Annotated in this window: 20 protein-coding genes; 11 read left to right on the forward strand and 9 right to left on the reverse strand. The window is 63.5% G+C overall.

Translation table 11 applies throughout. The features are described 5' to 3' along the window. The first annotated feature begins 102 nt into the window (after nucleotides 1-102). The 4 genes from HYH08_RS11435 to HYH08_RS11450 are packed head-to-tail and all read left to right on the forward strand — an operon-like array spanning nucleotide 103 to nucleotide 3,577. Nucleotides 103-948: an ABC transporter ATP-binding protein gene (locus tag HYH08_RS11435; protein ID WP_220009893.1), complete on the forward strand. Its 846-nt coding sequence runs from the start codon at nucleotides 103-105 to the stop codon at nucleotides 946-948. Continuing rightward, entirely contained in the window at nucleotides 945-1,730 is a 786-nt protein-coding gene (locus HYH08_RS11440; RefSeq protein ID WP_220009894.1) for an ABC transporter permease, read from the forward strand. Before HYH08_RS11435 ends, HYH08_RS11440 begins: the two co-directional genes overlap by 4 nt. After that, nucleotides 1,727-2,494 (forward strand): ABC transporter permease, encoded by a 768-nt coding sequence (locus HYH08_RS11445; protein ID WP_220009895.1) that lies wholly within the window; start codon nucleotides 1,727-1,729, stop codon nucleotides 2,492-2,494. The genes HYH08_RS11440 and HYH08_RS11445 overlap by 4 nt, the downstream gene beginning before the upstream one ends. 36 nt (nucleotides 2,495-2,530) lie before the next feature. Further along, nucleotides 2,531-3,577 carry a 2,5-dihydroxypyridine 5,6-dioxygenase NicX family protein gene (locus tag HYH08_RS11450; protein WP_220009896.1) on the forward strand — a complete coding sequence of 349 codons (1,047 nt, stop codon included), beginning with the start codon at nucleotides 2,531-2,533 and terminating at the stop codon, nucleotides 3,575-3,577. Here the strand turns inward: HYH08_RS11450 and HYH08_RS11455 are convergent. From HYH08_RS11455 to HYH08_RS11475, 5 genes are read right to left on the reverse strand one after another with little or no spacing between them, the layout of a single operon-like run. Beyond that, nucleotides 3,574-4,566: a 3-hydroxybutyryl-CoA dehydrogenase gene (locus tag HYH08_RS11455; RefSeq protein ID WP_220009897.1), complete on the reverse strand. Its 993-nt coding sequence runs from the start codon at nucleotides 4,564-4,566 to the stop codon at nucleotides 3,574-3,576. The genes HYH08_RS11450 and HYH08_RS11455 overlap by 4 nt on opposite strands. Before the next feature lie 3 nt (nucleotides 4,567-4,569). Continuing rightward, complete coding sequence (locus HYH08_RS11460; RefSeq protein WP_220009898.1) at nucleotides 4,570-5,658, reverse strand: NAD/NADP-dependent octopine/nopaline dehydrogenase family protein; 1,089 nt, start codon at nucleotides 5,656-5,658, stop codon at nucleotides 4,570-4,572. Continuing rightward, nucleotides 5,655-7,190, reverse strand: coding sequence for a class I adenylate-forming enzyme family protein (locus HYH08_RS11465; RefSeq protein ID WP_220009899.1), 1,536 nt, complete (start codon nucleotides 7,188-7,190; stop codon nucleotides 5,655-5,657). Before HYH08_RS11465 ends, HYH08_RS11460 begins: the two co-directional genes overlap by 4 nt. A gap of 2 nt (nucleotides 7,191-7,192) precedes the next feature. Further along, nucleotides 7,193-8,482, reverse strand: coding sequence for an acyl-CoA dehydrogenase family protein (locus HYH08_RS11470; RefSeq protein ID WP_220009900.1), 1,290 nt, complete (start codon nucleotides 8,480-8,482; stop codon nucleotides 7,193-7,195). Nucleotides 8,483-8,489: 7 nt separating this feature from the next. Further along, complete coding sequence (locus HYH08_RS11475; RefSeq protein ID WP_220009901.1) at nucleotides 8,490-9,308, reverse strand: alpha/beta fold hydrolase; 819 nt, start codon at nucleotides 9,306-9,308, stop codon at nucleotides 8,490-8,492. A gap of 200 nt (nucleotides 9,309-9,508) precedes the next feature. Here HYH08_RS11475 and HYH08_RS11480 point away from each other — a divergent pair, with 200 nt between their 5' ends. The 3 genes from HYH08_RS11480 (at nucleotide 9,509) to HYH08_RS11490 (ending at nucleotide 12,537) form a co-directional block, all read left to right on the forward strand. Continuing rightward, nucleotides 9,509-10,270: an SDR family NAD(P)-dependent oxidoreductase gene (locus HYH08_RS11480; RefSeq protein ID WP_220009902.1), complete on the forward strand. Its 762-nt coding sequence runs from the start codon at nucleotides 9,509-9,511 to the stop codon at nucleotides 10,268-10,270. A gap of 29 nt (nucleotides 10,271-10,299) precedes the next feature. After that, on the forward strand, nucleotides 10,300-11,136 hold the full coding sequence (locus HYH08_RS11485; RefSeq protein ID WP_220009903.1) for an enoyl-CoA hydratase family protein: 837 nt from the start codon (nucleotides 10,300-10,302) through the stop codon (nucleotides 11,134-11,136). 150 nt (nucleotides 11,137-11,286) lie between these two features. Continuing rightward, nucleotides 11,287-12,537, forward strand: coding sequence for a flavin-dependent oxidoreductase (locus HYH08_RS11490; RefSeq protein ID WP_220009904.1), 1,251 nt, complete (start codon nucleotides 11,287-11,289; stop codon nucleotides 12,535-12,537). Between the two features lie 9 nt (nucleotides 12,538-12,546). Here HYH08_RS11490 and HYH08_RS11495 read toward each other — a convergent pair whose 3' ends face one another. Together HYH08_RS11495 and HYH08_RS11500 are read right to left on the reverse strand one after the other, a co-directional pair. After that, nucleotides 12,547-13,005, reverse strand: coding sequence for a cupin domain-containing protein (locus HYH08_RS11495; RefSeq protein WP_220009905.1), 459 nt, complete (start codon nucleotides 13,003-13,005; stop codon nucleotides 12,547-12,549). A 29-nt stretch (nucleotides 13,006-13,034) separates the two neighbouring features. Further along, nucleotides 13,035-14,207, reverse strand: coding sequence for an ABC transporter substrate-binding protein (locus HYH08_RS11500; protein ID WP_220009906.1), 1,173 nt, complete (start codon nucleotides 14,205-14,207; stop codon nucleotides 13,035-13,037). A gap of 251 nt (nucleotides 14,208-14,458) precedes the next feature. Between HYH08_RS11500 and HYH08_RS11505 the strand changes: the two genes are divergently transcribed. The 3 genes from HYH08_RS11505 to HYH08_RS11515 all read left to right on the forward strand — a co-directional run bounded on the left by HYH08_RS11505 (nucleotide 14,459) and on the right by HYH08_RS11515 (nucleotide 17,297). Next, a complete protein-coding gene (locus tag HYH08_RS11505) occupies nucleotides 14,459-14,977 on the forward strand; it encodes a MarR family winged helix-turn-helix transcriptional regulator (RefSeq protein ID WP_220010124.1) in 519 nt (172 codons plus the stop codon). Nucleotides 14,978-15,125: 148 nt separating this feature from the next. After that, on the forward strand, nucleotides 15,126-16,817 hold the full coding sequence (locus HYH08_RS11510; RefSeq protein ID WP_220009907.1) for a benzoate-CoA ligase family protein: 1,692 nt from the start codon (nucleotides 15,126-15,128) through the stop codon (nucleotides 16,815-16,817). Nucleotides 16,818-16,838: 21 nt separating this feature from the next. Next, nucleotides 16,839-17,297 (forward strand): RidA family protein, encoded by a 459-nt coding sequence (locus HYH08_RS11515; RefSeq protein WP_502787823.1) that lies wholly within the window; start codon nucleotides 16,839-16,841, stop codon nucleotides 17,295-17,297. Nucleotides 17,298-17,321: 24 nt separating this feature from the next. Here the strand turns inward: HYH08_RS11515 and HYH08_RS11520 are convergent, their stop codons facing one another. Next, the gene (locus tag HYH08_RS11520) at nucleotides 17,322-18,050 is read right to left on the reverse strand and encodes a CBS domain-containing protein (RefSeq protein ID WP_220009909.1); all 729 of its coding nucleotides are present in this window, start codon (nucleotides 18,048-18,050) and stop codon (nucleotides 17,322-17,324) included. A gap of 209 nt (nucleotides 18,051-18,259) precedes the next feature. Between HYH08_RS11520 and HYH08_RS11525 the strand changes: the two genes are divergently transcribed. Continuing rightward, nucleotides 18,260-20,086 (forward strand): PHA/PHB synthase family protein, encoded by a 1,827-nt coding sequence (locus HYH08_RS11525; RefSeq protein WP_220009910.1) that lies wholly within the window; start codon nucleotides 18,260-18,262, stop codon nucleotides 20,084-20,086. On the opposite strand, the gene HYH08_RS11530 is transcribed toward HYH08_RS11525, so the two are convergent. Continuing rightward, on the reverse strand, nucleotides 20,083-21,057 hold the full coding sequence (locus HYH08_RS11530) for a CHAD domain-containing protein (RefSeq protein WP_220009911.1): 975 nt from the start codon (nucleotides 21,055-21,057) through the stop codon (nucleotides 20,083-20,085). The two genes, HYH08_RS11525 and HYH08_RS11530, sit on opposite strands and share 4 nt — an antisense overlap.

The following is a 21,057-nucleotide window of genomic DNA, read 5'->3' on the forward strand; positions in this document are numbered from 1 at the left end:
GGGGGCGAAAGCGACCGCCGGTCTGGCAAGTTTCTTGCTAAGCTCGTGTCGCTGATACGGACATTCAGCAATGGCTTGCGCGCGAGTGAATTGAGAGGCGGAATGAAGGTAGTACCTTCGAGGTCGAACGAATGGGTGAGATCGGTGACGCCACCAAAGCCGGCTTCCGCGATCATCGAGATCGACCGTGTCTCGCAGGTCTTTCAGACCTCGGCCCGCAAGCATCATTTGGCGCTATCGGAGATCTCGCTGACGATCGAGGAGGGGGCCTTCGTCTCCATTCTTGGTCCATCCGGCTGCGGCAAGTCGACACTGCTTTACATCGTCGGAGGTTTCGTTAGCCCGACCAGCGGTGCAGCGAGGATCAAGGGGCAGGCCATCACGAGGCCGGGTCCGGATCGCGGACCGGTATTCCAGGAATTTGCGCTGTTTCCCTGGAAGACCGTGCTCGGCAATGTGATGTACGGGCCGCTTCAGCAGGGTGTGAGAGCCAGCGAGGCCGACGCGCAGAGCCGTGCGCTGATCGAGATGGTCGGGCTCAAGGGCTACGAAAACTTCTATCCCAAGGAACTGTCGGGCGGCATGAAGCAGCGCGTGGCGCTGGCCCGGACGCTCGCCTACCATCCCGAAGTCCTGCTCATGGACGAGCCGTTCGGTGCGCTCGACGCTCACACAAGGACGCGCTTGCAGAACGATCTCCTGAACATCTGGGAACGCGACCGCAAGACGGTGCTGTTCGTCACCCATTCCGTCGACGAGGCTGTCTTCCTGTCGGATAAGGTCGTGATGATGTCGAAGTCGCCCGGCCGCATCCGGCAGGTGATCGACATCGATCTGCCGCGGCCGCGGCGCCGCAATGAGTTGCTGCTCGACCCGCGCTATCAGAAATACGTCGTCGACATCGAGCGCATGTTCGACGAGAGCGACAAGGCCGGTTCTCCTTCATGATGTCGCCGGCGACCTTGACCCGACGGATTGCTCCGGCGCTGGCCTGCGTGGGGCTGCTAATGGTGTGGCAGGTCGCTTCGCTCGCGCTGAAGAACGACAGCTTTCCAACCGCCATTGAGGCGATCCGCGCGATCCCGGACATCCTTGGTGACAAGGAATCCTTGATCAACATCCTGGCCTCGCTGCGCCGTATGGCAATCGGGTTTGGCGTGGCGGTGCTCTTCTCGATCCCCTTGGGCCTGTTAATGGGCCGTAGCCGAGCGGTCGCGGCCTTCTTCAATCCGCTTCTGATGATCATCTATCCGGTGCCAAAGGCAGCGCTGATGCCGATCATCATGCTGTGGCTGGGCGTCGGTGACGTCACCAAGACGCTGGTCATCTTTCTCGGCGTGAGCCTGCCCGTGATCTATCACAGCTTCGAGGGCGCCAAGGCGGTCGAAGAGAAGATGCTGTGGTCGGGCGCCGCCATGGGGCTCTCGCCGTTGCAACGTCTGGTCCGGATCGTATTGCCGGCGGCGCTGCCGGAGATATTGACCGGTTGCCGAACCGGTCTGGTGCTGGCGCTGATCACGATGATCACCAGCGAAATGATCGCCCGCCAGTCCGGCGCCGGAAACATCCTCTTCAATGCGCTCGACATGGGCCAGTACGACACCGTCTTCGCGATGATCATCATCGTGGGAGCCATGGGCATTTGCCTCGATGCGCTCTTCGATCAGGTCCGTGCCAGGCTCGTGCGCTGGTCCGAGCCGCAATTCGACATGCCGCTGAGCTTCTCATGACATCGCGTCTGCTCCCAACGAATGTCCTCCTCGGGCTCGCGCCGATCGCGCTGGTAATCGCGTTGTGGCAGGGCCTCGTATCGTTCGGCTTTGCGCCAGCCGCTTTGCTGCCGCCGCCGGGATTCGTCTTCGGCCGGCTGCTCCAGCAACTCGTGACCTGGACGTTCCAGCAGGAGATCGTGGCAACACTGATCCGCTTGTTTGCGGGCTTTGCAATTGCGGTCGTGCTTGGCGTGGGTATCGGCATTGCGGCTGCTGCCAGTCCCGCAATCAACGCCGTGGTCCGGCCGATCGTCCGAGTCCTGGCGCCGCTGCCCAAGGTCGCGCTCTATCCGGCGCTGCTGTTGCTGCTCGGCTTCGGTCACGGCTCCAAGATCACATTGGTCGCCGCGGATGCGCTGTTTCCCATTCTGTTGTCCACCTACTATGGCGCCTCGACCGTCGAGCAAAAGCTGATCTGGTCGGCGATGGCCGCGGGAACACCGCGCTATGAAATCCTCTTCAAGGTGGTGTTGCCGGCGGCGATGCCGTCGATTCTGACCGGATGCCGGATCGGCCTTGTCATTTCCTGCATCGTGGTGTTTCTGGCCGAGATGATCACCTCGACGGACGGGTTGGGGCACGCGCTGGTCACGGCGGCGCGCACCTTCCAGGCCGTCGACATGTTCGTGCCACTGATCACGATCTCGCTGCTGGGTTTGATCCTCAACGGCCTGCTCGGGGCGGTGCGCTCGTACCTGTTACGGGGTTTTCCCGAAGCGTGAACTGACCAAAAAGAAACAAGACCGGGAGTGGACACCATGCTGGCTGATCGCATCGAGGCAAAATGGATCGACGCGTTTTGCGAGATCTTCGAGCGTTGCGCCGTCAAGGCCGGGGATACCGCCGCGATCCTCTCGGAAACGCAATCGCGCGCACTGAACGTGCATCTGGCGGAGCTCGCATTGCTGCGGATGGGCGCGCGGCCGTTTCATGTGGTGATGCCGACCCCGCGCAATCGCAACATCGTTCCGGTTCGCTCGACGGGAGCGAGTGAAGCGATCCAGAAGCTTGGTCCGGTGATCAGTGCGCTTCAGCAGGCCGGCTTTGTGGTGGATTGCACCATCGAGGGCTTGATGCACGCCGTGGAGACGCCCGAGATCCTCAAGGCGGGTGCGCGCATCCTGGTGATCTCCAACGAACATCCCGAGGCGCTGGAGCGGATGGTGCCCGATCCCGCGCTCGAAAAGCGCGTTCGCGCTGCGGCGAAGATGTTGCGCGGGACCAAGCGGATGCGTGTGACCTCAAGAGCCGGTACGGCGCTCGATGTCGACATGGTGGGCGCATCGACGGTCGGCGTGTGGGGCTGGACCGACAAGCCCGGCACGCTGGCTCATTGGCCGGGCGGCATCGTCGTCAGCTTTCCCAAGAGCGGAACGATCAACGGCACGCTGGTGATGGCCCCGGGCGACATCAATTTGACATTCAAACGCTATCTGACGTCGCCAGTGAAGATGACTTTGAAGGACGATTACGTCGTCGAGCTGGATGGCGAGGGCACGGATGCCGCGATGATGCGTGCCTATCTCGCCGCCTGGGGAGATCGTGAAGCCTACGCCGTGTCGCATGTCGGATTCGGTATGAACCCTGCTGCGCGCTACGAAGCGCTGTCGATGTACGACCAACGTGACACCAACGGTACGGAGATTCGCGCCGTCTCCGGCAACTTCCTGTTCTCGACCGGCGCGAACGAATTTGCCGGCCGCTACACCGCGGGCCATTTTGATCTGCCGATGATGGGAACCACCATCGAGCTCGATGGCGTCGCGGTGGTGCGGGACGGCGTGCTCCAGGACGTCTTCGGCTAGTTGCCGTCGAGCACCGGCGGGCGCGCCAGCTCGAAGTGCCGAAGCAGATCGACCATGGCCTGGAGCCGCTTGACCCGATAGGCATCGACATCAAGGCCGGAATAATCGAGAAAGCCTGCGCCCGTTCGCAGGCCGATCCGCCCCTCGTGCATGTTGCGCGAAATGACATCCGGCGCACGATAGCGATCGCTGCCGAGTGCGCCTTCGAGATAGCGGCTGGCGTAGTACAAGATATCGCCGCCGCCCCAGTCGATGAATTCAAGCAGACCGAGCACGGCGTAGCGGAAGCCGAATCCGTAGCGGATCGCCTTGTCGATCTCCTCCGCGCTGGCGACGCCTTCCTCGACCATGCGCGCGGCCTCGTTCATCGCCAGCGCCTGGATGCGCGGGACGATGAAGCCGGGTGTCGCCGCGCAGACAACCGGCACCTTGCCGATGCCCTCCAGCAGCGCCTTGACCTCGTCGATGACGGGGGGATCGGTGGCCTTGCCGGGCGAAACCTCAACCAGCGGGATCAGATAGGCCGGGTTGAGCCAGTGCACGTTGAGGAAGCGGCGGGGATTCACGATCGCGCTGGACAGATCGTCAACAAGAATGGTCGATGTGGTCGAGGCGATGATCGTATCGGGGCCGACCTGCTTCGAGGCGGCCCCTAGCACCTCGCGTTTGAGCTCGACGACTTCAGGGACGCCTTCGAACACCATGCCGGCATCGGCCAAGGCGGAGCCACTTTGGTTGGCGGGCACCACCGAGACCCGGGCGATGAGCGGGTCAACATCTGCCTCGGTCAGCAGTCCCAGCTTCGACAGACTTGCAAAAGTCTTCCTGACCTCACCGAGCGCATCCGCCTCCAGTTTGATGAAGTCTTCTGCCGAGCGGGTCTTGATATCGATCATCGTGACCGTGTGGCCCGCATAAGCAAACGCGACGGCAATGCCGCGCCCCATGCGGCCGGCTCCGAGACAGGCGATCTTGGCGCGACCGGTCATCGATCAGAATCCGTTGCGAAGCAGTGTCTGCAATTCGGCCTTGCCCAGGTTGCCAAGACCAAGCGTGTCGAGCATCCGGCCGCCTCGCGTAAAATCGTCGTCGCAGATCGCGCCGCCGATGGCCAGGAAAGCCTTCGCCAGGGGCGTCGCAACGCCCGCTACGCGGGCGACGGATACCAGCAACGATAGCCCAAGCCGCAAATCTTCCCGCATGTAGCGGTGCTCGGTCAGAACAATGCGTTCGCGCCAGTCGCCGGAATCCGTCAGCCGGTCATGCGAGCCGCGACCATACATCCAGATCTCGCCTTCCTTGGCATAGTGATGGGCAAGCGGAAAGTGCGGCGCGCCGTATCCGAGCGCCTCGCGCACGGCGATCCGTTCGGCGTCGAGCGCGTCGGTGACCCGGCGGATCGCGGCTTGCGTTCCTTCCTTGTGGATATCCCAACGCTCGAAATGTTCGATCGGCCCCGCATTCATCACGATCAACGGCGGGTGGATGATGGGACCAGCGTTCATCAGCGCGCCGGATAGCGCGTCTCCACAGGGCTCGATCGCATCGGGGAAGGCGCGACCGATCACTTCGAGCGCGTGCGGCGCCTGATCGAGCGGGAAGACGCCGACCGGAAGCCGTTTGGCGCGGATCGTGATCGCAACCTCGAACGGCCCATGCTTGCGGGTGAGCCACGGTAGCGTGCCAGTTTCGGCAAAGCTCACCTTGGCACGGTTGCCGGCATCGCGTGCGGCCTGCGCGAAAATCATCGAGCCGAACGTCGCCGGTGGCAGGAACACCACCTGGCCATCCCGCAAATGCGGAGCAAGCCCGCGGGCGATGTCTGCTTGCGCGAAGGCCGGGGCAGGGCACAGGATCAGCTCGGCGCCGCTGGCGGCCTCGCCGATATCGGTCGTGACAGACGCGAGCTTCACCTCGTGACGGCCGTTATGATCCTTGACCAGGATGCGCGAGCCCGCGGCACGATGTGCCGCGACCTGCTCCGCGTCGCGACGCCACAGCCGGACCTCATGTCCCGACAGCGCAAAATCGCCTGCGGCCGCGAAAGAGCCGTTTCCCCCACCCAGAACTGCAATCTTCAAGACGCGTCTCCTTGCGTGCGCGACTGCGCATCAAGCTGCTTCAGCAGAAAATGCTGAACCTTGCCCAGCGCGGTGCGCGGCAGGTCGGTGACGAAGACGATGTCGCGCGGCACCTTGTAGCGCGCGAGCTGTGCCTGAATGTGCGCTCTCAGCTCATCCGCCTCGAGCCGGCATCCGGGCCGCCCGATGACATAGGCGATCGGCACTTCGTCCCAGCGCGGGTCTGGTCGGCCGATCACGGCGCATTCGCTGACATCGGGATGCTCGAGCAGGACGCGCTCGAGCTCGGCCGGATAGATGTTCTCCCCACCGGAAATGATCAGGTTCTTCTTGCGGTCCCGGACCCAGAAATAGCCGTCAGCATCGGACAAGCCGATGTCCCCGGTGCGATACCAGCCGTCGTGCAGCGCATCGCGCGTGGCGTCCGCATTGCCCCAATATTCGAAAAATACGTTGGGACCGCGCACCGCGATCTCACCCGGTGCGCCCGGCGGCACTTCTGCGCCGGTCTGATCAATCACCTTCGCTTCGCAGCACAGGCCGGCAAGACCGGTCGATCCTATACGGGAGCGATCTCCACCAAGGCGCGTGTAGACCGCAATGGGACAGGTCTCGGTCGAGCCGTAGACCTGAAGCACCGGCACGCCGCGAGCGACAAAGCGGTCGATCAGGTGCTGCGGCACGATAGTCGAACCGGTGGCGAGCGCCTTCAGCGATGACAGATCGGTGAAGGCCCAGTCGGGATGCTCGCTGAGGGCCTGGATGATCGCCGGCACCATCACGGTCAATGTTGGCCGCTCCCGTTCGATGGCTGCCAGCGCAGAATCCGGCGTGAAGCGGGCCTGGATTGTGACAGTCGCGCCAAGCTGAAGCGCCGGCGTGGTCTGGATGTTGAGACCGCCGACGTGGAAGAACGGCAGCACGGTCAGCACATGATCGTCCGACGTCATGTTGTGCATGTGCTGGCTCATGACGCCGTTCCAGAACAGCGCTTCCTGGCGCAGCACTGCCCCCTTGGGACGTCCGGTCGTCCCCGACGTGTAGACGATGAGAAGCGGGCAGGCGAGATCGGTGTGCGGATTGCGGCCGCTGCCCTCACTGCGCTCCAGCAGCGCTTCGAATGTCGTGCCGTGCGGCGGCGCGAAATCGAAGCCGACGATGGCGGTCCCAGGTGCTGCTTGCGCAAGCTCCGGGAGGACTCTCGCAAAAGCTTGCTCGAGCACCAGCACCTTGGCGCCCGCATCGTCGAGAATGAAGAGTTGCTCGGCAACGGCCAGCCGCCAGTTCAAGGGCACCAGCATCGCCCCCAGCCGCGCGCAGGCATAGAGCAGAACGAGATAATCCGGCCGGTTCAGGCTCAGGATCGCAACGCGGTCGCCCCGACCGACGCCGAGTTCCTGCTTCAGGGCCGTCGCGGTCCGCTCGATCCGCGCGGCGAATGCCGCATAGCTCAGCCGCTTCCCCTCGAAGGCAATGGCCGTCTTGTCTGGCGTGAACGCCGCGTTGCGGTCGATCAGACTACAGAGGTCCACCGTCAGTCGTCCGTTTCGCCGGCCTCGTACAACGCCTCGCGTCCGATCCGGTCGAGGCACAGCTCGGCCGTCCAGGGCAGCATCAGCGAGCCGCAGCGGCTGTCACGATAGATGCGCTCCAGGGGGAGCGATCGAAGCATGGCCTGGCCGCCGCAGGTGCGGATCGAGAGTGCTGCGAGCTCATTGGCGCCTTCCATGACGGAATATTGCGCAGCATAGGCGCGCAGCACCTGCTCTTTGCTTGGATTGGCGCGAGCCTCGGTTACGGCCTGGAACCAGATCGCCTTGATCTGCTCGAGCTTGATCTGCATTTGGGCGACCGCGATCTGCTTGGTCGGATACATCCGCCGCTTGACCGGCGGCACGCCCGGGACCTCGCCGCGCAGATAGCGCACGGTGAAATCATAGGCGGCCTGGGCGAGGCCCATATAGGTCGGCGACAGCGTCAGGAACATGTGCGGCCAGCGCATCGCGGCCTGGAAATAGACCCCGCGCGGCATGAGTGCCGAATCCTCGGGCACGAACACGTCCTTGAACAGGAGCGTCCGTGAGACGGTGCCGCGCATTCCGAGCGGGTCCCAGTCGCCGACGACGGAAACGCCTTGCGACTTCGCGGAAATGGCGAGGTAAAGCGTATTGCGGCGGGAGGCCTTCTCGCCTTCGCCGATCTCGGTGCAGAGCACGCCGTAATAGTCGGCGTGACCGGAGAGCGATGCAAAAATCTTCTTGCCGTTGACGATCCAGCCGCCCGCGACGGGCTTTGCCTCGGTGCCGAAAGCAACGCCGCCAGCGGCTGCCGCGCCACCTTCCGAGAAGGGCTGCGAGTAGATCGCTCCGTCTTCGATGATGCGCTTGTAGTGGACGGCGCGCCGCCGCTCGTGCTCGGCGCGGGTCTCCCCATCCATGTCGAGATCGTCGGCGAGCGGGCCCGACCATAGCGTCGAGCAGACATGCATGTTCCAGGTCAACGCCGTCGCGCCGCAATAGCGGCCGATCTCGGCGGCTGCCAGCGCATAGGTCTGGTAGTTCGCGCCGAGCCCGCCGTGCTTCTTGGGAACGGCGATGCCGAGCAGGCCGACGCGATGCAGGTCGCGATAATTCTCCGTCGGAAAGATCGCCTCGCGATCGTAAGTCGCTGCGCGGGCCGCGAACACGCTCTGTCCGATCTCGCGGGCGCGGGCGATGATGCCGGCTTGTTCGTCGCTCAGGCGAAATGCGACCGGATCGAAGATCGGAGCATCAAGCGCAACCTGGCCTGCTGCACCGATGGTCTTGCTGACTGGTATGGTCATCGCTCGTTCATCCCAGTTTTGCGGCGACGGAATCCAGGAACCCGCCGAGAGCCTGATCGAAGGCGTCAGGTCGTTCAAGGTTTGCCAGATGACCGGTGCCGGCCAGCTCGACATATCGGGCCGCAGGAATGTAGGTCGCGGTCTTGGCCATCATGGGAGCGGGCGCATTGTTGTCCTTGGAGCCGGACAGCAACAGTGTCGGCACCGAAATGTCCTTGAGCGTGCTGCGCTGGTCGAACCCGATCAAGGCCAGCATCATGGCGCGATAGCTCGCCTCCGGCACGCTTGCCATGCACTCGCGCGCGAGTTCCATTCCTTTCGGATCGGGGTCGTCACCGACCAGCTCTTTCACCAGCGATGGCGCCAACGATTTCATCGTCTCACCGCGGTCGAGCGGCCCGAGCCGCGCCGCGATGAACGATTTCTGCCAATCGCCGTCGGCCTTGCCGAAGGCCGGGCTGGTCTGCGCCAGGACGATCGCACGTGCCAGTTTCGGCGATTGCACCAGCCATTTCTGCACGATCATGCCGCCGATCGAGTGGCCGACCAGAATGGGGTTCGCCGCACCGATTTGCGCGATAAATTGCTGGAGCGCATCAGCCAGGGCAGCGATGCTGACGCTGGCGAGCGGGGCCGATCCGCCATAGCCCGGCATGTCCCACGCGATCGCGCGAAAACGGTTGCCGAATGTGGCAAGCTGTTGCCGCCAGGCCCGCGCGGCGCCGCCGATGCCGTGCAGGAAAATCAAGGGTGTCGCGCCAGGATCGCCGGCGGCTTCATAGGCGAAGCGTCCGTCGTTTGTTATCATCGGCGCAGGCTGCGACACGCGACATCCTCTTGCTTGGCCCTGTGATGCTAACAGGCCTGTCGGCGATGGGAAGCGATAATTTTATACTTAAAGCAATTTTCGGGCCGGTCGTCACGGCGCAGCTGCTTGCGATGGCCCCAGCGGACGCTTCGTTGCAAAAGCTTGAAGTTTAAAATATATCGAAGCACAGGCCAGCAGCCAATTCAGGGAGATGATGCATGTCCGGTTTGCCGCACTCGCCCCACGCGCTGGTGACCGGAGGCGGCCGCGGCATCGGTCGCGCGATCGCGGCATCACTCGTCGGCGCCGGCGCAACCGTGACGGTGCTCGGACGGAATGCTGCGACTCTCGAACAGGCCGTCAGCGCCGGGGCGGCGCATTTTTACGCCGTTGCCGATGTTTCAGACGAAGCTGCGCTCAAAGCCGCCGTCGCTGAGGCGAGCGCGCGAAAGCCGATCGACATCCTGGTTGCGAACGCCGGCAGTGCCGAGTCCGCGCCATTCGCGAAATCGGACAGCGCGATTTTTACGCGCATGATGGACGTCAATTTCATGGGCGTTGTCCATGCCGTCCGTGCCGTGCTGCCGGGAATGAAGGACCGCCCGTATGGCCGCATCGTCGCGGTTGCATCGACGGCCGGGCTCAAGGGCTATGCCTATGTAAGTGCCTACGTCGCTGCCAAGCACGCCGTGGTTGGCCTTGTGCGTTCGCTTGCGCTCGAGATGGCGAGCAGCAACGTGACGGTGAATGCGGTCTGCCCCGGATTCACTGACACCGATCTGGTCGCCGGGAGCATCGAGAATATCATGAAAAAGACGGGGCGAACCCGCGAGCAGGCGATCGCCGAACTCGCCAAGCATAATCCGCAGGGGCGGCTGATCTCGCCTCAGGAGGTGGCCGACGCCGTGCTGTGGCTGTGCGGCGAGGGCGCAGGTGCGATCACCGGTCAGGCGATTGCCGTTGCAGGCGGCGAAATCTAGCGGCCAGGAACCAAGGAAAAGGACATCGCATGAGCAGACCAGCCAATCCCGTCACGGTGCCGCTTGTGGACTATTCACCGCAGCATTTCCTGCTGGCGGTGGTCGACGGTGTTGCGACCGTGACGCTCAATCGCCCTGAAAGAAAGAATCCGCTGACCTTCGAGAGCTACCGTGAGCTCACCGATTTCTTCCGCGCCTGCGCATTCGACGACGAGGTCAAGGCCATCGTCGTCACCGGCGCCGGCGGCAATTTCTCCTCGGGCGGCGATGTGTTCGAGATCATCGGCCCGCTCGTGAAGATGGACACGAAGGGGCTGACCGCCTTCACTCGAATGACCGGCGATCTCGTCAAGGCGATGCGGACGTGCCCACAGCCGGTCGTGGCCGCCGTCGAGGGCATCTGCGCCGGCGCGGGCGCGATCATCGCCATGGCATCCGACATGCGCCTTGCGGCGAGCGGGGCCAAGGTGGCATTCCTGTTCAACAAGGTGGGTCTTGCCGGCTGCGATATGGGCGCCTGCGCGATCCTGCCGCGGATCATCGGGCAGTCCCGCGCCTCCGAATTGCTATACACCGGCCGGTTTATGACCGCGGAGGAGGGCGAGCGGTGGGGCTTCTTCAGCCGCATCGTGACACCCGAACAGGTGCTGCCTCAGGCGCAATTGCTGGCAAAGCAAATCGCCGAAGGGCCTAACTTCGCAAACACCATGACCAAGCGGATGCTGGCGATGGAATGGGCAATGTCGGTGGAGGAAGCCATCGAGGCCGAAGCGGTCGCTCAAGCCCTCTGCATGACTACGGCGGATTTCGAGCGTGCCTTCGAGGCCTTTGCCAACAAGGTCAAGCCGGTGTTCCGGGGCGACTGAGCCCGGCTTTGCGCCCAATTAAGGCTAAGCCTAAAAGCTGGGCCGAGACCGGGCCGAGGACAGGGCGGAGGCGACAAAGCCGCTTGCGGCGGAGTGACCGCCCGTGCGACGTTAACCCCGTTGCCTGTGTATTGAGTGGAGTTGAGGGCGATGAAGGCGATTATCGTCGGTGGCGGTATCGGAGGTCTCACGACGGCGTTGATGCTGCGTGCGCGCGGCATCGGATGCGAGATTTTCGAACAGGCGGATACGATCCGCGAGCTCGGCGTCGGCATCAACACGCTGCCACATGCCATGCGCGAGCTTGCCGGTCTCGGCCTGCTCCAGAAGCTCGACGACGTCGCGATCCGCACCGATCAGCTCTACTACCTTAATCGTCACGGCCAGGAGGTCTGGCGTGAGGCCCGGGGTGTCGACGCCGGTCACGACGTGCCGCAGTTCTCGATCCACCGCGGCCGCCTGCAAGGCGTCATCCATCGTGCCGTCGAGGAGCGGCTCGGAGTGGAGGCAATCCACACCGGTTGCCGCCTCGGCGCGTTCACGCAGGATGAGGGCGGGGTCACGGCGTACTTCTTCGATCGTGCCGGGGCGCATATCCACACCGCGCGGGGCGATATTCTGATCGGGGCGGACGGCATCCATTCGCGCGTGCGCGACACGCTGTTTCCGAACGAAGGGCCGCCGTGCTGGAACGGCCTGATGCTGTGGCGCGGTGCGCGCGATTGGCCGCTGTTCCTCACCGGCAAGTCGATGATCGTGGCCGGCGGCCTCAATGCCAAGGTGGTGATCTATCCGATCGCGGAGGGATCGAGCCCCGCGAGCCGCCTCACCAATTGGGCGGTGCTGGTGAAGGTCGGCGAAGGCAATGCGCCGCCGCCACGAAAAGAGGACTGGTCGCGGCCGGGACGGCGCGAGGAGCTGATGCCGCATGTGGCGCGCTTCTCGGTGCCCCATATCGACGTGAGGAGCCTGATCTCGGCAACGCCCGAATTCTACGAGTATCCGACCTGCGATCGCGATCCCTTGCCCTATTGGTCGTCGGGGCGCGTCACGCTGCTCGGCGATGCCGCGCATCCCATGTATCCCGTCGGCTCCAATGGTGCCTCGCAGGCGATCCTCGACGCACGCTGCCTCGCCGATGCGCTTGTGCGCGCCGAGCATCCGCGCCAGGCTCTGGTCGAATATGAGAAGAAGCGCCTACCGATGACCGCGGACATCGTCCGCTCGAACCGGCGCGGCGGCCCCGAGGGCGTCATCGATGCCGTCGAGCAACTCGCCCCCGACGGCTTCGACAATGTCGACAACGTGCTGAGCTATTCCCAGCGCGAAGCGATCGTGCGCGGCTACGCCACCAAGGCCGGCTTCGCCGCGGTGCCGGGCCTTGCCGCGGTGCGCGCTTAGCCCTCGCCGCTAGCCGGCGCCGGGAGGCGGCGGCAGGAAGTGGATGTTGAACTCGGCGGCCATGGCCACCACGTCCTCGGGCTTCTGCTCCTTCATGTTGTGCAGGCCCCAGAACAGGTCGAACAGCTTTTTGGTCGGTGAGACCCAGAACAGCACCTTGGCGGTCTGGTCCGACTTGTTGAAGATGCCGTGCGGCACACCCATGCCGAGGCGGATCAGGTCGCCCGGCGTCGCCTGCGCCTCGGAATTGCCGAGCACGAAGTCGAGCTTTCCTTCCAGCATGTAGAGATACTCATCCTGGTCGGGATGAATGTGCGGCGGCACGAATGTGCCCGGCGGGAGCGTCGCATGCCAGGAGAAGCTGTGCTCAGTATTGCTCTTTGGCACATAGGTCTGGCCAAGGATGTTCCAGGAGATTCCCTGGATGCCCTCGTTGGCCCGGGTGATACCCGTGATTTCGCTCTTCATTGCACTCCTCCCTTGACGCGACGCGCGCCTTAGTTCGCCTTGCAGTCCTTGGCGTAGCGGTCGCCGTAACTCTCGAAAACCTTCTGGACGATCTCGGTCTGGAACTTGCCGTCCGGACGCTTGGCGACCTTGGTCAGGTAAAAGTCCTGGATCGGATAGCCGTTGTTGTTGAATTTGAACGAGCCACGGAGCGAGGTGAAGTCCGCTTTCTTCAGTGCTGCGCCAACCGCGTCCTTGTTGGAAAGGTCGCCCTTCACGCCTTTGATGGCGCTGTCGATCAGCATGGCGGCGTCGTAGGCCTGGAACGCATAGGTGCCGGGCACAACGTTGTAGGCGGCTTCATAGGCCGCGACGAACTTCTTGTTCTGGGGATTGTCGAGATTGGGCGCCCAGTTCGCGCCACCGAACATGCCGACGGCCGCGTCCTGCTGCGCCGGCAGGGTCGATTCATCCACGGTGAAGGCTGAGAGCACCGGAATGCTGTCGGCAAGGCCGGCCTGCTTGTACTGTTTGACGAGATTGACGCCGAGGCCGCCTGGCATGAACGTGAAGAGAGCATCGGGCTTCTGCGAAGAAATCTTGGACAGCTCCGGCTGAAAATCCAGCGTGTTGAGCGGCATGTAGGATTCTTCGACGATCTCGCCCTTGTAGTCGAGCTTGAAGCCCGCCACCGAGTCCTTGCCGGCCTGATAGTTCGGCACCATCAGGTACATGCGCTTGTAGCCGCGATCCTGCGCCACCTTGCCGAGGATCTCATGGACCTGGTCGTTCTGGTACGACGTCACATAGAAGAACGGGTTGCAGTCCTTGCCGGCAAAGGTCGACGGGCCGGCGTTGGGGCTGATCAGAAAAGTTTTCGATTCTGTCACGGGCCGATGGATGGCCTGGAGGATGTTGGAGAAGATCGGGCCGACCACGAAGTCGACCTTGTCGCGCTCCAGAAGGCCCTTGACCTTGGTCACCGCCGCATCCGGTTTGAGTTCGTCGTCGACGACGACGACCTCGACATCGCGGCCGCCCATCTTGCTGCCGAGGTCCTTGACCCCGAGTGCAAAACCGTCGCGAACCTGCTGGCCGAGCGCCGCGGCTGGGCCCGACAGGGTCACGATCACGCCGAGCTTGATCTTGTCCTCGGCGAGGGCAGGGCTCATTGCGGTGCCGAGCAGTAACGCGGCTGCGGCCAAGGTCGATTGCGTCTTCATGATCTGTCCCTCGTAACATCAGGGCTTGCACTGCAAGCCGCGTACTCCAATCCGAGCTTATGCCGATGATGGCCGCCGCGGCAAGCAAGGCCGGCGCATCGCGTCATCGCTGGCGGCGTGCATGCAAACGTCGCGCCAATTGCTTGAAGCTTAAAGAATTTGGCCTGCGGTCGATTGTTGCAGCTTTAGGCTTGCGGCCAGCGCGGATTTATTTGAAGCTCAAAACGTTGGGGGAATCCGTGCCGGCGCCAATGCCGGCCGTGAGTGATTGCACCGAAATGCTCGATTCCGAGACCAAGGCCGTCGAAACGCCGGAAGACCATGCCGAAGAGCTTCGGCTGTGGTTGCGCCTGCTCACGTGCACCACCCTTGTCGAAGGCGAAGTGCGTGGCCGGCTGCGGCAGCGCTTCGACGTCACGCTGCCTCGTTTCGACCTGATGGCGCAGCTCGACAAGGCGCCCGACGGCATGACCTTGTCCGACGTTTCCAAGCGCATGATGGTGTCCAATGGCAATGTCACGGGACTTGTCGAGCGTCTGGTGGAATCCGGCCATCTCGATCGGCGCACCTCGGAGACGGATCGCCGGGTCCAGGTGATCCGCCTCACGAAACTCGGCCGTGCCGAGTTCCGCAGGATGGCCGCAGAGCACGAGACATGGATCGCCGATCTCTTCGCCGACCTGACGCCTAAGGACGTGCGCGAGCTGATGCGTCTCCTCGCCAAGACCAAGGCGTCGGCGCAAAAATCGGCGGCGCGCCGCCGGCCTTAGACCCGCAGTCGGAGTGGTCGCCGATCCCTCCTTGCCGCAGGAAAAAGCATGGGATGCCCAAAATCCGCTATTGCGCCAAATTGTTTTAAGCCTAAAATGTTTCCCTGTGAGTGCTGCCGGGTGCTTTCCATGCGCAAAGGAGCGTGCGATGGCCAACGCCGCCAAGGTTCAGGTGACGGGCTCATGTGGCGATGACGCTGCAACAGCCCACGTCGACACATTCGCACGGCAGAATCTGCCGCCGCGCGAGCTCTGGCCCGAGTTTCGTTTCACGCGGCCTGAGCTGCAATATCCGCTGCGATTGAACTGCGTCAGCTATTTCCTCGATCGCTGGGTCGACGAGGGCCATGGCGATGCGCCCTGCGTCATCAGTCCTGCCGTCAGCTACAGCTATCGCGAGCTGCAGGCGCTCGTGAATCGTATTGCCAACGTTCTTGTCGGCAAGCTGGGCCTCGTGACCGGTGGACGTGTGCTGCTGCGCTCGGCCAACAGCCCGATGATGGTCGCGACCTATCTCGCGGTGATCAAGGCCGGCGGCATCTGCGTGGCGACGATGCCGTTGCTGCGCGCCAAGGAACTATCCTACCCGATCCAGAAGGCGGAGATCACGCTGGCGCTCTGCGACGGCAAGCTTTCCGACGAGATGGAGAAGGCGAGGCTGGCTGCGCCCGGTCTCAGGCACGTGGTCTATTGGGGCAATGGCGCCGCCGACTCGCTCGAAGCCTTGATCGCGGATGCGAGCCCGGAGTTCAAAGCTGTCGACACCGCCTCCGACGATATTTGCCTGATTGCCTTTACGTCGGGCACGACAGGCGACCCCAAGGGCACCATGCATTTCCATCGCGACATGCTGGCTGTGTGCGACGGCTACGCGCGCAACATCCTGCGCGCCGAGCAGAAGGACCGCTTCGTCGGCTCGGCACCGCTCGCCTTCACCTTCGGATTCGGCGGCGTGCTGTTTCCGATGCACATCGGCGCCTCTTTCGTCGTGCTGGAGAAGACGACACCGGACGATATTCTGAACGCGATCGAGCAGTACAAGACCACGGTCTGCTTCACCGCGCCGACGGCATATCGCGCCATGATCGGCAAGCTTGCCGGCCGCGACATTTCCTCGCTACGGAAGTGCGTCTCCGCCGGCGAGACGCTGCCCAAGCCGACGTTCGACGCCTGGCTCAAGGCTACCGGCATCAAGTTGATGGACGGCATCGGCTCGACCGAGATGCTGCACATCTTCATCAGCGCGACCGAGGACGAGATCCGTCCGGGCGCCACCGGCAAGCCGGTGCCGGGCTACGAGGCAAAGATCGTCGATGACGCCGGCAACGACGTGCCGCCGGGCACGATGGGCCGGCTCGCGGTTCGAGGCCCGACCGGTTGCCGCTACCTCGCCGACGAGCGGCAGCGCAAATACGTTCAGAATGGCTGGAACATCACCGGCGACACCTACCTGATGGATGCCGATGGCTATTTCTGGTACCAGTCGCGCTCCGACGACATGATCGTGTCGGCCGGCTACAATATCGCGGGTACCGATGTCGAGGCGGCGCTGCTGACACATCCGTCCGTGGTCGAGTGCGGGGTGGTTGGTGCACCGGACGAGGCGCGGGGGATGATCGTGAAGGCCTATGTCATTGCCGCGCCTGGCGTGACGCCTGATGCGAAGCTTGCAACCGAGTTGCAGGACTATGTCAAACGCGAGATCGCGCCGTACAAATACCCCCGCGCGATCGAGTTCGTGACGCAACTCCCGAAGACCGAGACGGGCAAATTGAAGCGCTTCGCCTTGCGGCAGATGGCGCAGGCTGCCGCGACGTCACCGGGCGTTGCCGCAGAATGAGGGAAGGGTGGTGAATTGTCCGTGACGACGCCGAAAGGTCCGCTGCTCGCGGTGCTACCGACCGGAGCCGAGAATGACGCGGGTTCGACCGTGAAGGTTCTTCAGCCGTCCGGCTGGCCCGCCCCGAAAGGCTATGCCAACGGGATGGCTGCGGAGGGGCGGATCGTCGTCACAGGGGGGGTGATCGGCTGGGACGCCCAGGAGCGCCTGGCGGACGGCTTTGTCGCGCAGGTGCGTCAGACCCTGAGCAATATCGCTGAAATCCTGGCCGAGGCCGGCGCACGTCCCGAGCACCTGGTGCGCCTGACCTGGTACGTCGTCGACATGGACGAGTACCTGGTGAATTTGAAGGAGCTCGGTAAGATTTATCGAGCCGTCTTCGGTGCACATTATCCGGCAATGGCGCTGGTTCAGGTCGTCCGTCTCGTCGAGAAGGCGGCGCGCGTCGAGATCGAAGCCACCGCCGTCATTCCCCGCTGATCCATATTCGGCCTGCGGCTCGCCCTAGCTTGCTTTGGCGAGGTCATCGTCCTCGGGCGAGTTCAGATAGACGCCCGACATGGTGTCGACCCAGCAGAGATGGTCGTGCACCTTCTTCACGCCTTCGACATTCTCCGCCGCGACGACCGCAGCCTGGCGCGCCCGCTCTTCGGTGATGACGCCGCTGAGATGAACGATGCCGTCGCGGACGATCACGTTCAGTCCGAACGGGCACCAGTCGTTCTTCTCCATGGTGTCGATGATGCGGCTGCGAATGTGATCGTCGTCGGCCGTTGGATCCGGCACCTCGCGGGCAAGGCCGGCCACCGCCTGGAGCAAATTGGCGCGGGATACGATCCCGACAACCTGGTTGCCGCGCACTACCGGCAGGCGCTTCACGTTGTTCCGTTCCATGAGATCGACGATCTCCGCGAGCGCAGTATCCTCGGTAATGGTGACGGGCGAAACGGTCATCACCTCCGAGACCTTGCGGCCGTGCTCGTGGACGAAGTCGCTGGCCGATTTGCCCGGGCCGAGAATGAACCGCAGCCAGCGTCCCCGCTTGCGCCCGGTGCCGATCTCGCTGCGGCGGATGAAATCCCCTTCCGAAACGACGCCGACCAGCTTGCCGGTGCCGTCGACCACCGTGAGGCCGCTGATATGCCGCTTCAACATGATGTTCGCGGCCTCGACGATGCTGGTGTCGGGAGTGACCGAGATGACCGACCGGGTCATGATCTGATGGGCGCGCATGGAGAACTCCGCTGGCTTTCGAATTTCGATACGTGAAGCCTAGCTCTGTGGCCGGCGGCCGGCTTGACTCAAATCAAGCGAACCAGGCCGCTTTGTCCCGGTTGCGCAAATTGTGACGCGAGCTGGATTTGATGCAGCTCAACGCATATCGGAAGCGTCGCCATATCCTGCTGCCAACTTGGAACAGAAGCCTGCAGGAACGGTCAGCCATGAGCGTCGTGAAGATTTTGCCACGGGCAGAGGAGCAGCCGCAGCCTTTGGCCGCCAGCCCGGCCGTGGAAGCCGCTCCGGCGAGTGTCGAAAAGATCCCGGAGAGGCCGGGCAACACCGATGCCCTGCCAGCACCAGAACCCTATTCCCTCGACCGGGCGTTCCACGCGATGCTGGCCCGCTTCACGGGCGGGATTTCGCCCGTGGCTTTATCGCTCGCCTGGCTCGACTGGAGCGCACATCTCGCCGCGGCCCCGCAGCGCCGGATGGAGATTTCCCGGAACGTGCTTCGCGACGCCGGCCAATTCGTGGAAGCCGCCGCGCATGCGACGTCCCGGAAACCATGGTCCGTGATTCAGCCGCAAAGGCGCGATCGTCGCTTCAGGGAGCCGCAATGGGAGCTCGCGCCGTTCAATCTTCTGGCGCAGGCGTTTCTCCTCACGGAGCGCTGGTGGCACGATGCCACGACCGGCGTGCGTGGCGTGTCGCACGCAAATGAAGCTATCGTCGAGTTCTCGGTGCGCCAGATGCTCGACATGATGGCGCCGTCGAATTTCGCGGCCACCAATCCGCAGGTTCTGGAAAAAGCCTTCCAGAGCGGCGGAGAGAATTTCGTGTTCGGTTGGCAGAACTGGTGCAGCGATCTGATGCGCATGCTCTCGATCTCGAAACCTGCGGGCGACGGGCAGTTCATCGTCGGCGAGACCGTGGCGGTTTCGCCCGGGAAGGTCGTCTATCGCAACGATCTGATCGAGCTGATCCAATACCATCCGACCACCGCGCAGGTACGGCCCGAGCCGATCCTGATCGTGCCGGCCTGGATCATGAAGTACTACATCCTCGATCTGTCGCCGCAGAATTCCCTGGTCAGATATCTGACCTCCCAAGGTTTTACCGTGTTCGCGATCTCCTGGCGCAATCCGGATACGAAGGACCGGGATGTTGCCTTCGACGATTATCGCAGGCTCGGCGTCATGGCCGCGCTCGATACAATCGGCCGGATTGTGCCCGGCCGGAAGGTTCATGCGCTCGGCTACTGCTTGGGCGGCACGCTGCTGTCGATCGCTGCCGCGGCCATGGCGCGCGACGGCGATGACCGTCTCGAGACAATTACGCTCCTTGCCTCTCAGACCGACTTTACCGAAGCCGGCGAATTGACGCTCTTCATCAACGAGAGCCAGGTCGCCTTCCTTGAAGACATGATGTGGCAGCGCGGCTATCTCGACACCACACAAATGGCCGGTGCGTTTGCGCTCCTGCGCTCCAACGATCTGGTCTGGTCGCGTCTGTCGCGAGATTATCTGATGGGCGAGAGCGCGCCGTTGAGCGACCTGATGGCCTGGAACGCCGACGCCACGCGGCTGCCTTACCGCATGCACTCGGAGTATTTGCGCAAGCTGTTCCTGGACAACGATCTGGCCGAGGGCCGCTATCGCGTCGAAGACCGCAGCGTCTCGCTGTCCGACATTCATACGCCGATGTTCGTTGTTGGCACGCTCGTCGATCACGTTGCACCGTGGCGGTCCGTCTACAAGATCCATTATCAGGTCGACGCGGACGTGACCTTCCTGTTGACCAGCGGTGGCCACAATGCGGGCGTCGTCGCGCCCCCTGACGAGCTTGGGCACAGCTATCAGGTCATGACCAAGGCTGCGGATGCACCTTATGTCGGCCCCGACGAGTGGCTGAAGCTGGCGCCGCAGGTCGAGGGATCATGGTGGCTGAAATGGGCCGAATGGCTGGCGGCACGTTCAGGCGAGCCCTGTGTCCCGCCCCGGATCGCCGACGATCTGCCCGACGCGCCGGGAGACTACGTCCACACCTAGTCTTCGGGCTCCGTATTTGGCGCAAGGTCCGACGAGCGGAACGGCTTGGCCTTGTCCAGCTTCCGGTAAGCTTTCGAGGCGGTTCGCAGCAGCTTGTTTTCCCGCTTGCGGTTGAGGAAGCGAATGTGAGCCCCCGGAACGGCTTCGTTCAATGACGCCGCCAGCGTCTGTCCGCGCGCATCGTCGTTCAACTGGCCGAGCGACTTTTGCGCTTTACGTAATTGCTTGAGGATCGACTTCTGCTTGGCCAGGGATTCGTCGGCAAACAGTTCCTCCAGCGACTCGACCGAATAGGTGAGCCGCTTGTTGAGAAGACGCAGCTTGTGCCGTTTCTCGACGTCGAGCTTGCGGAGTTTCCGTGCCTTCTTGAGCAGCGTCGCTTCCCATTCGGCGAGCTGGGCCGCCGCGTGGTCGGCGAGCGAGCAGCGGCGCAGCCTGATGGCCTCCTTGCTGCGCCGGGTCGACCAGGGGCCGCTTTCAATCCAGGCCGACGTCTGCTCGACCAGGCGGCGATAGCGCGCCGATTGCAGCGCACGTGTCAGCAGGCGGTGGCTCTCCGCGCGCTTCTCGTCCCAGTGCCGGAGCTCGGCGATCACGTCGAGCTCGCCGCCGCTCTCGGCGATGACCCGGTCGATCGCCACGTCGAGGTCGCGGACCATGCCGAGCTGGCCGTTCAGCCATTTCAGCTCGGTCCAGACCGTCGGCCGTAAGGCGTCATCGACCATGGGCGAGAAGAAGCGGATGGCGGTGCGCAAATGTGTCAGTGCGATCCGGATCTGATGCAGCGCCTCCGGGTCGCCGCGACACGTGCCGTCGTGCTGGGCGAGGACGGCGTCGAGGTGGCGGCGGGCGATGATCCGGAACGCCGTATCGCAGGCCATGCCGGGGCTGAGCCGGACGGGCAGCGCGTTGCGCCGCCTCGGTGGCTTGGCGCGCGCGGCCGCCGTCGAGCTCGTGGTGGGTCGCGACAT

This window comes from Bradyrhizobium sp. BR 10289, assembly GCF_019455385.1.
Taxonomy (GTDB): Bacteria; Pseudomonadota; Alphaproteobacteria; order Rhizobiales; family Xanthobacteraceae; genus Bradyrhizobium.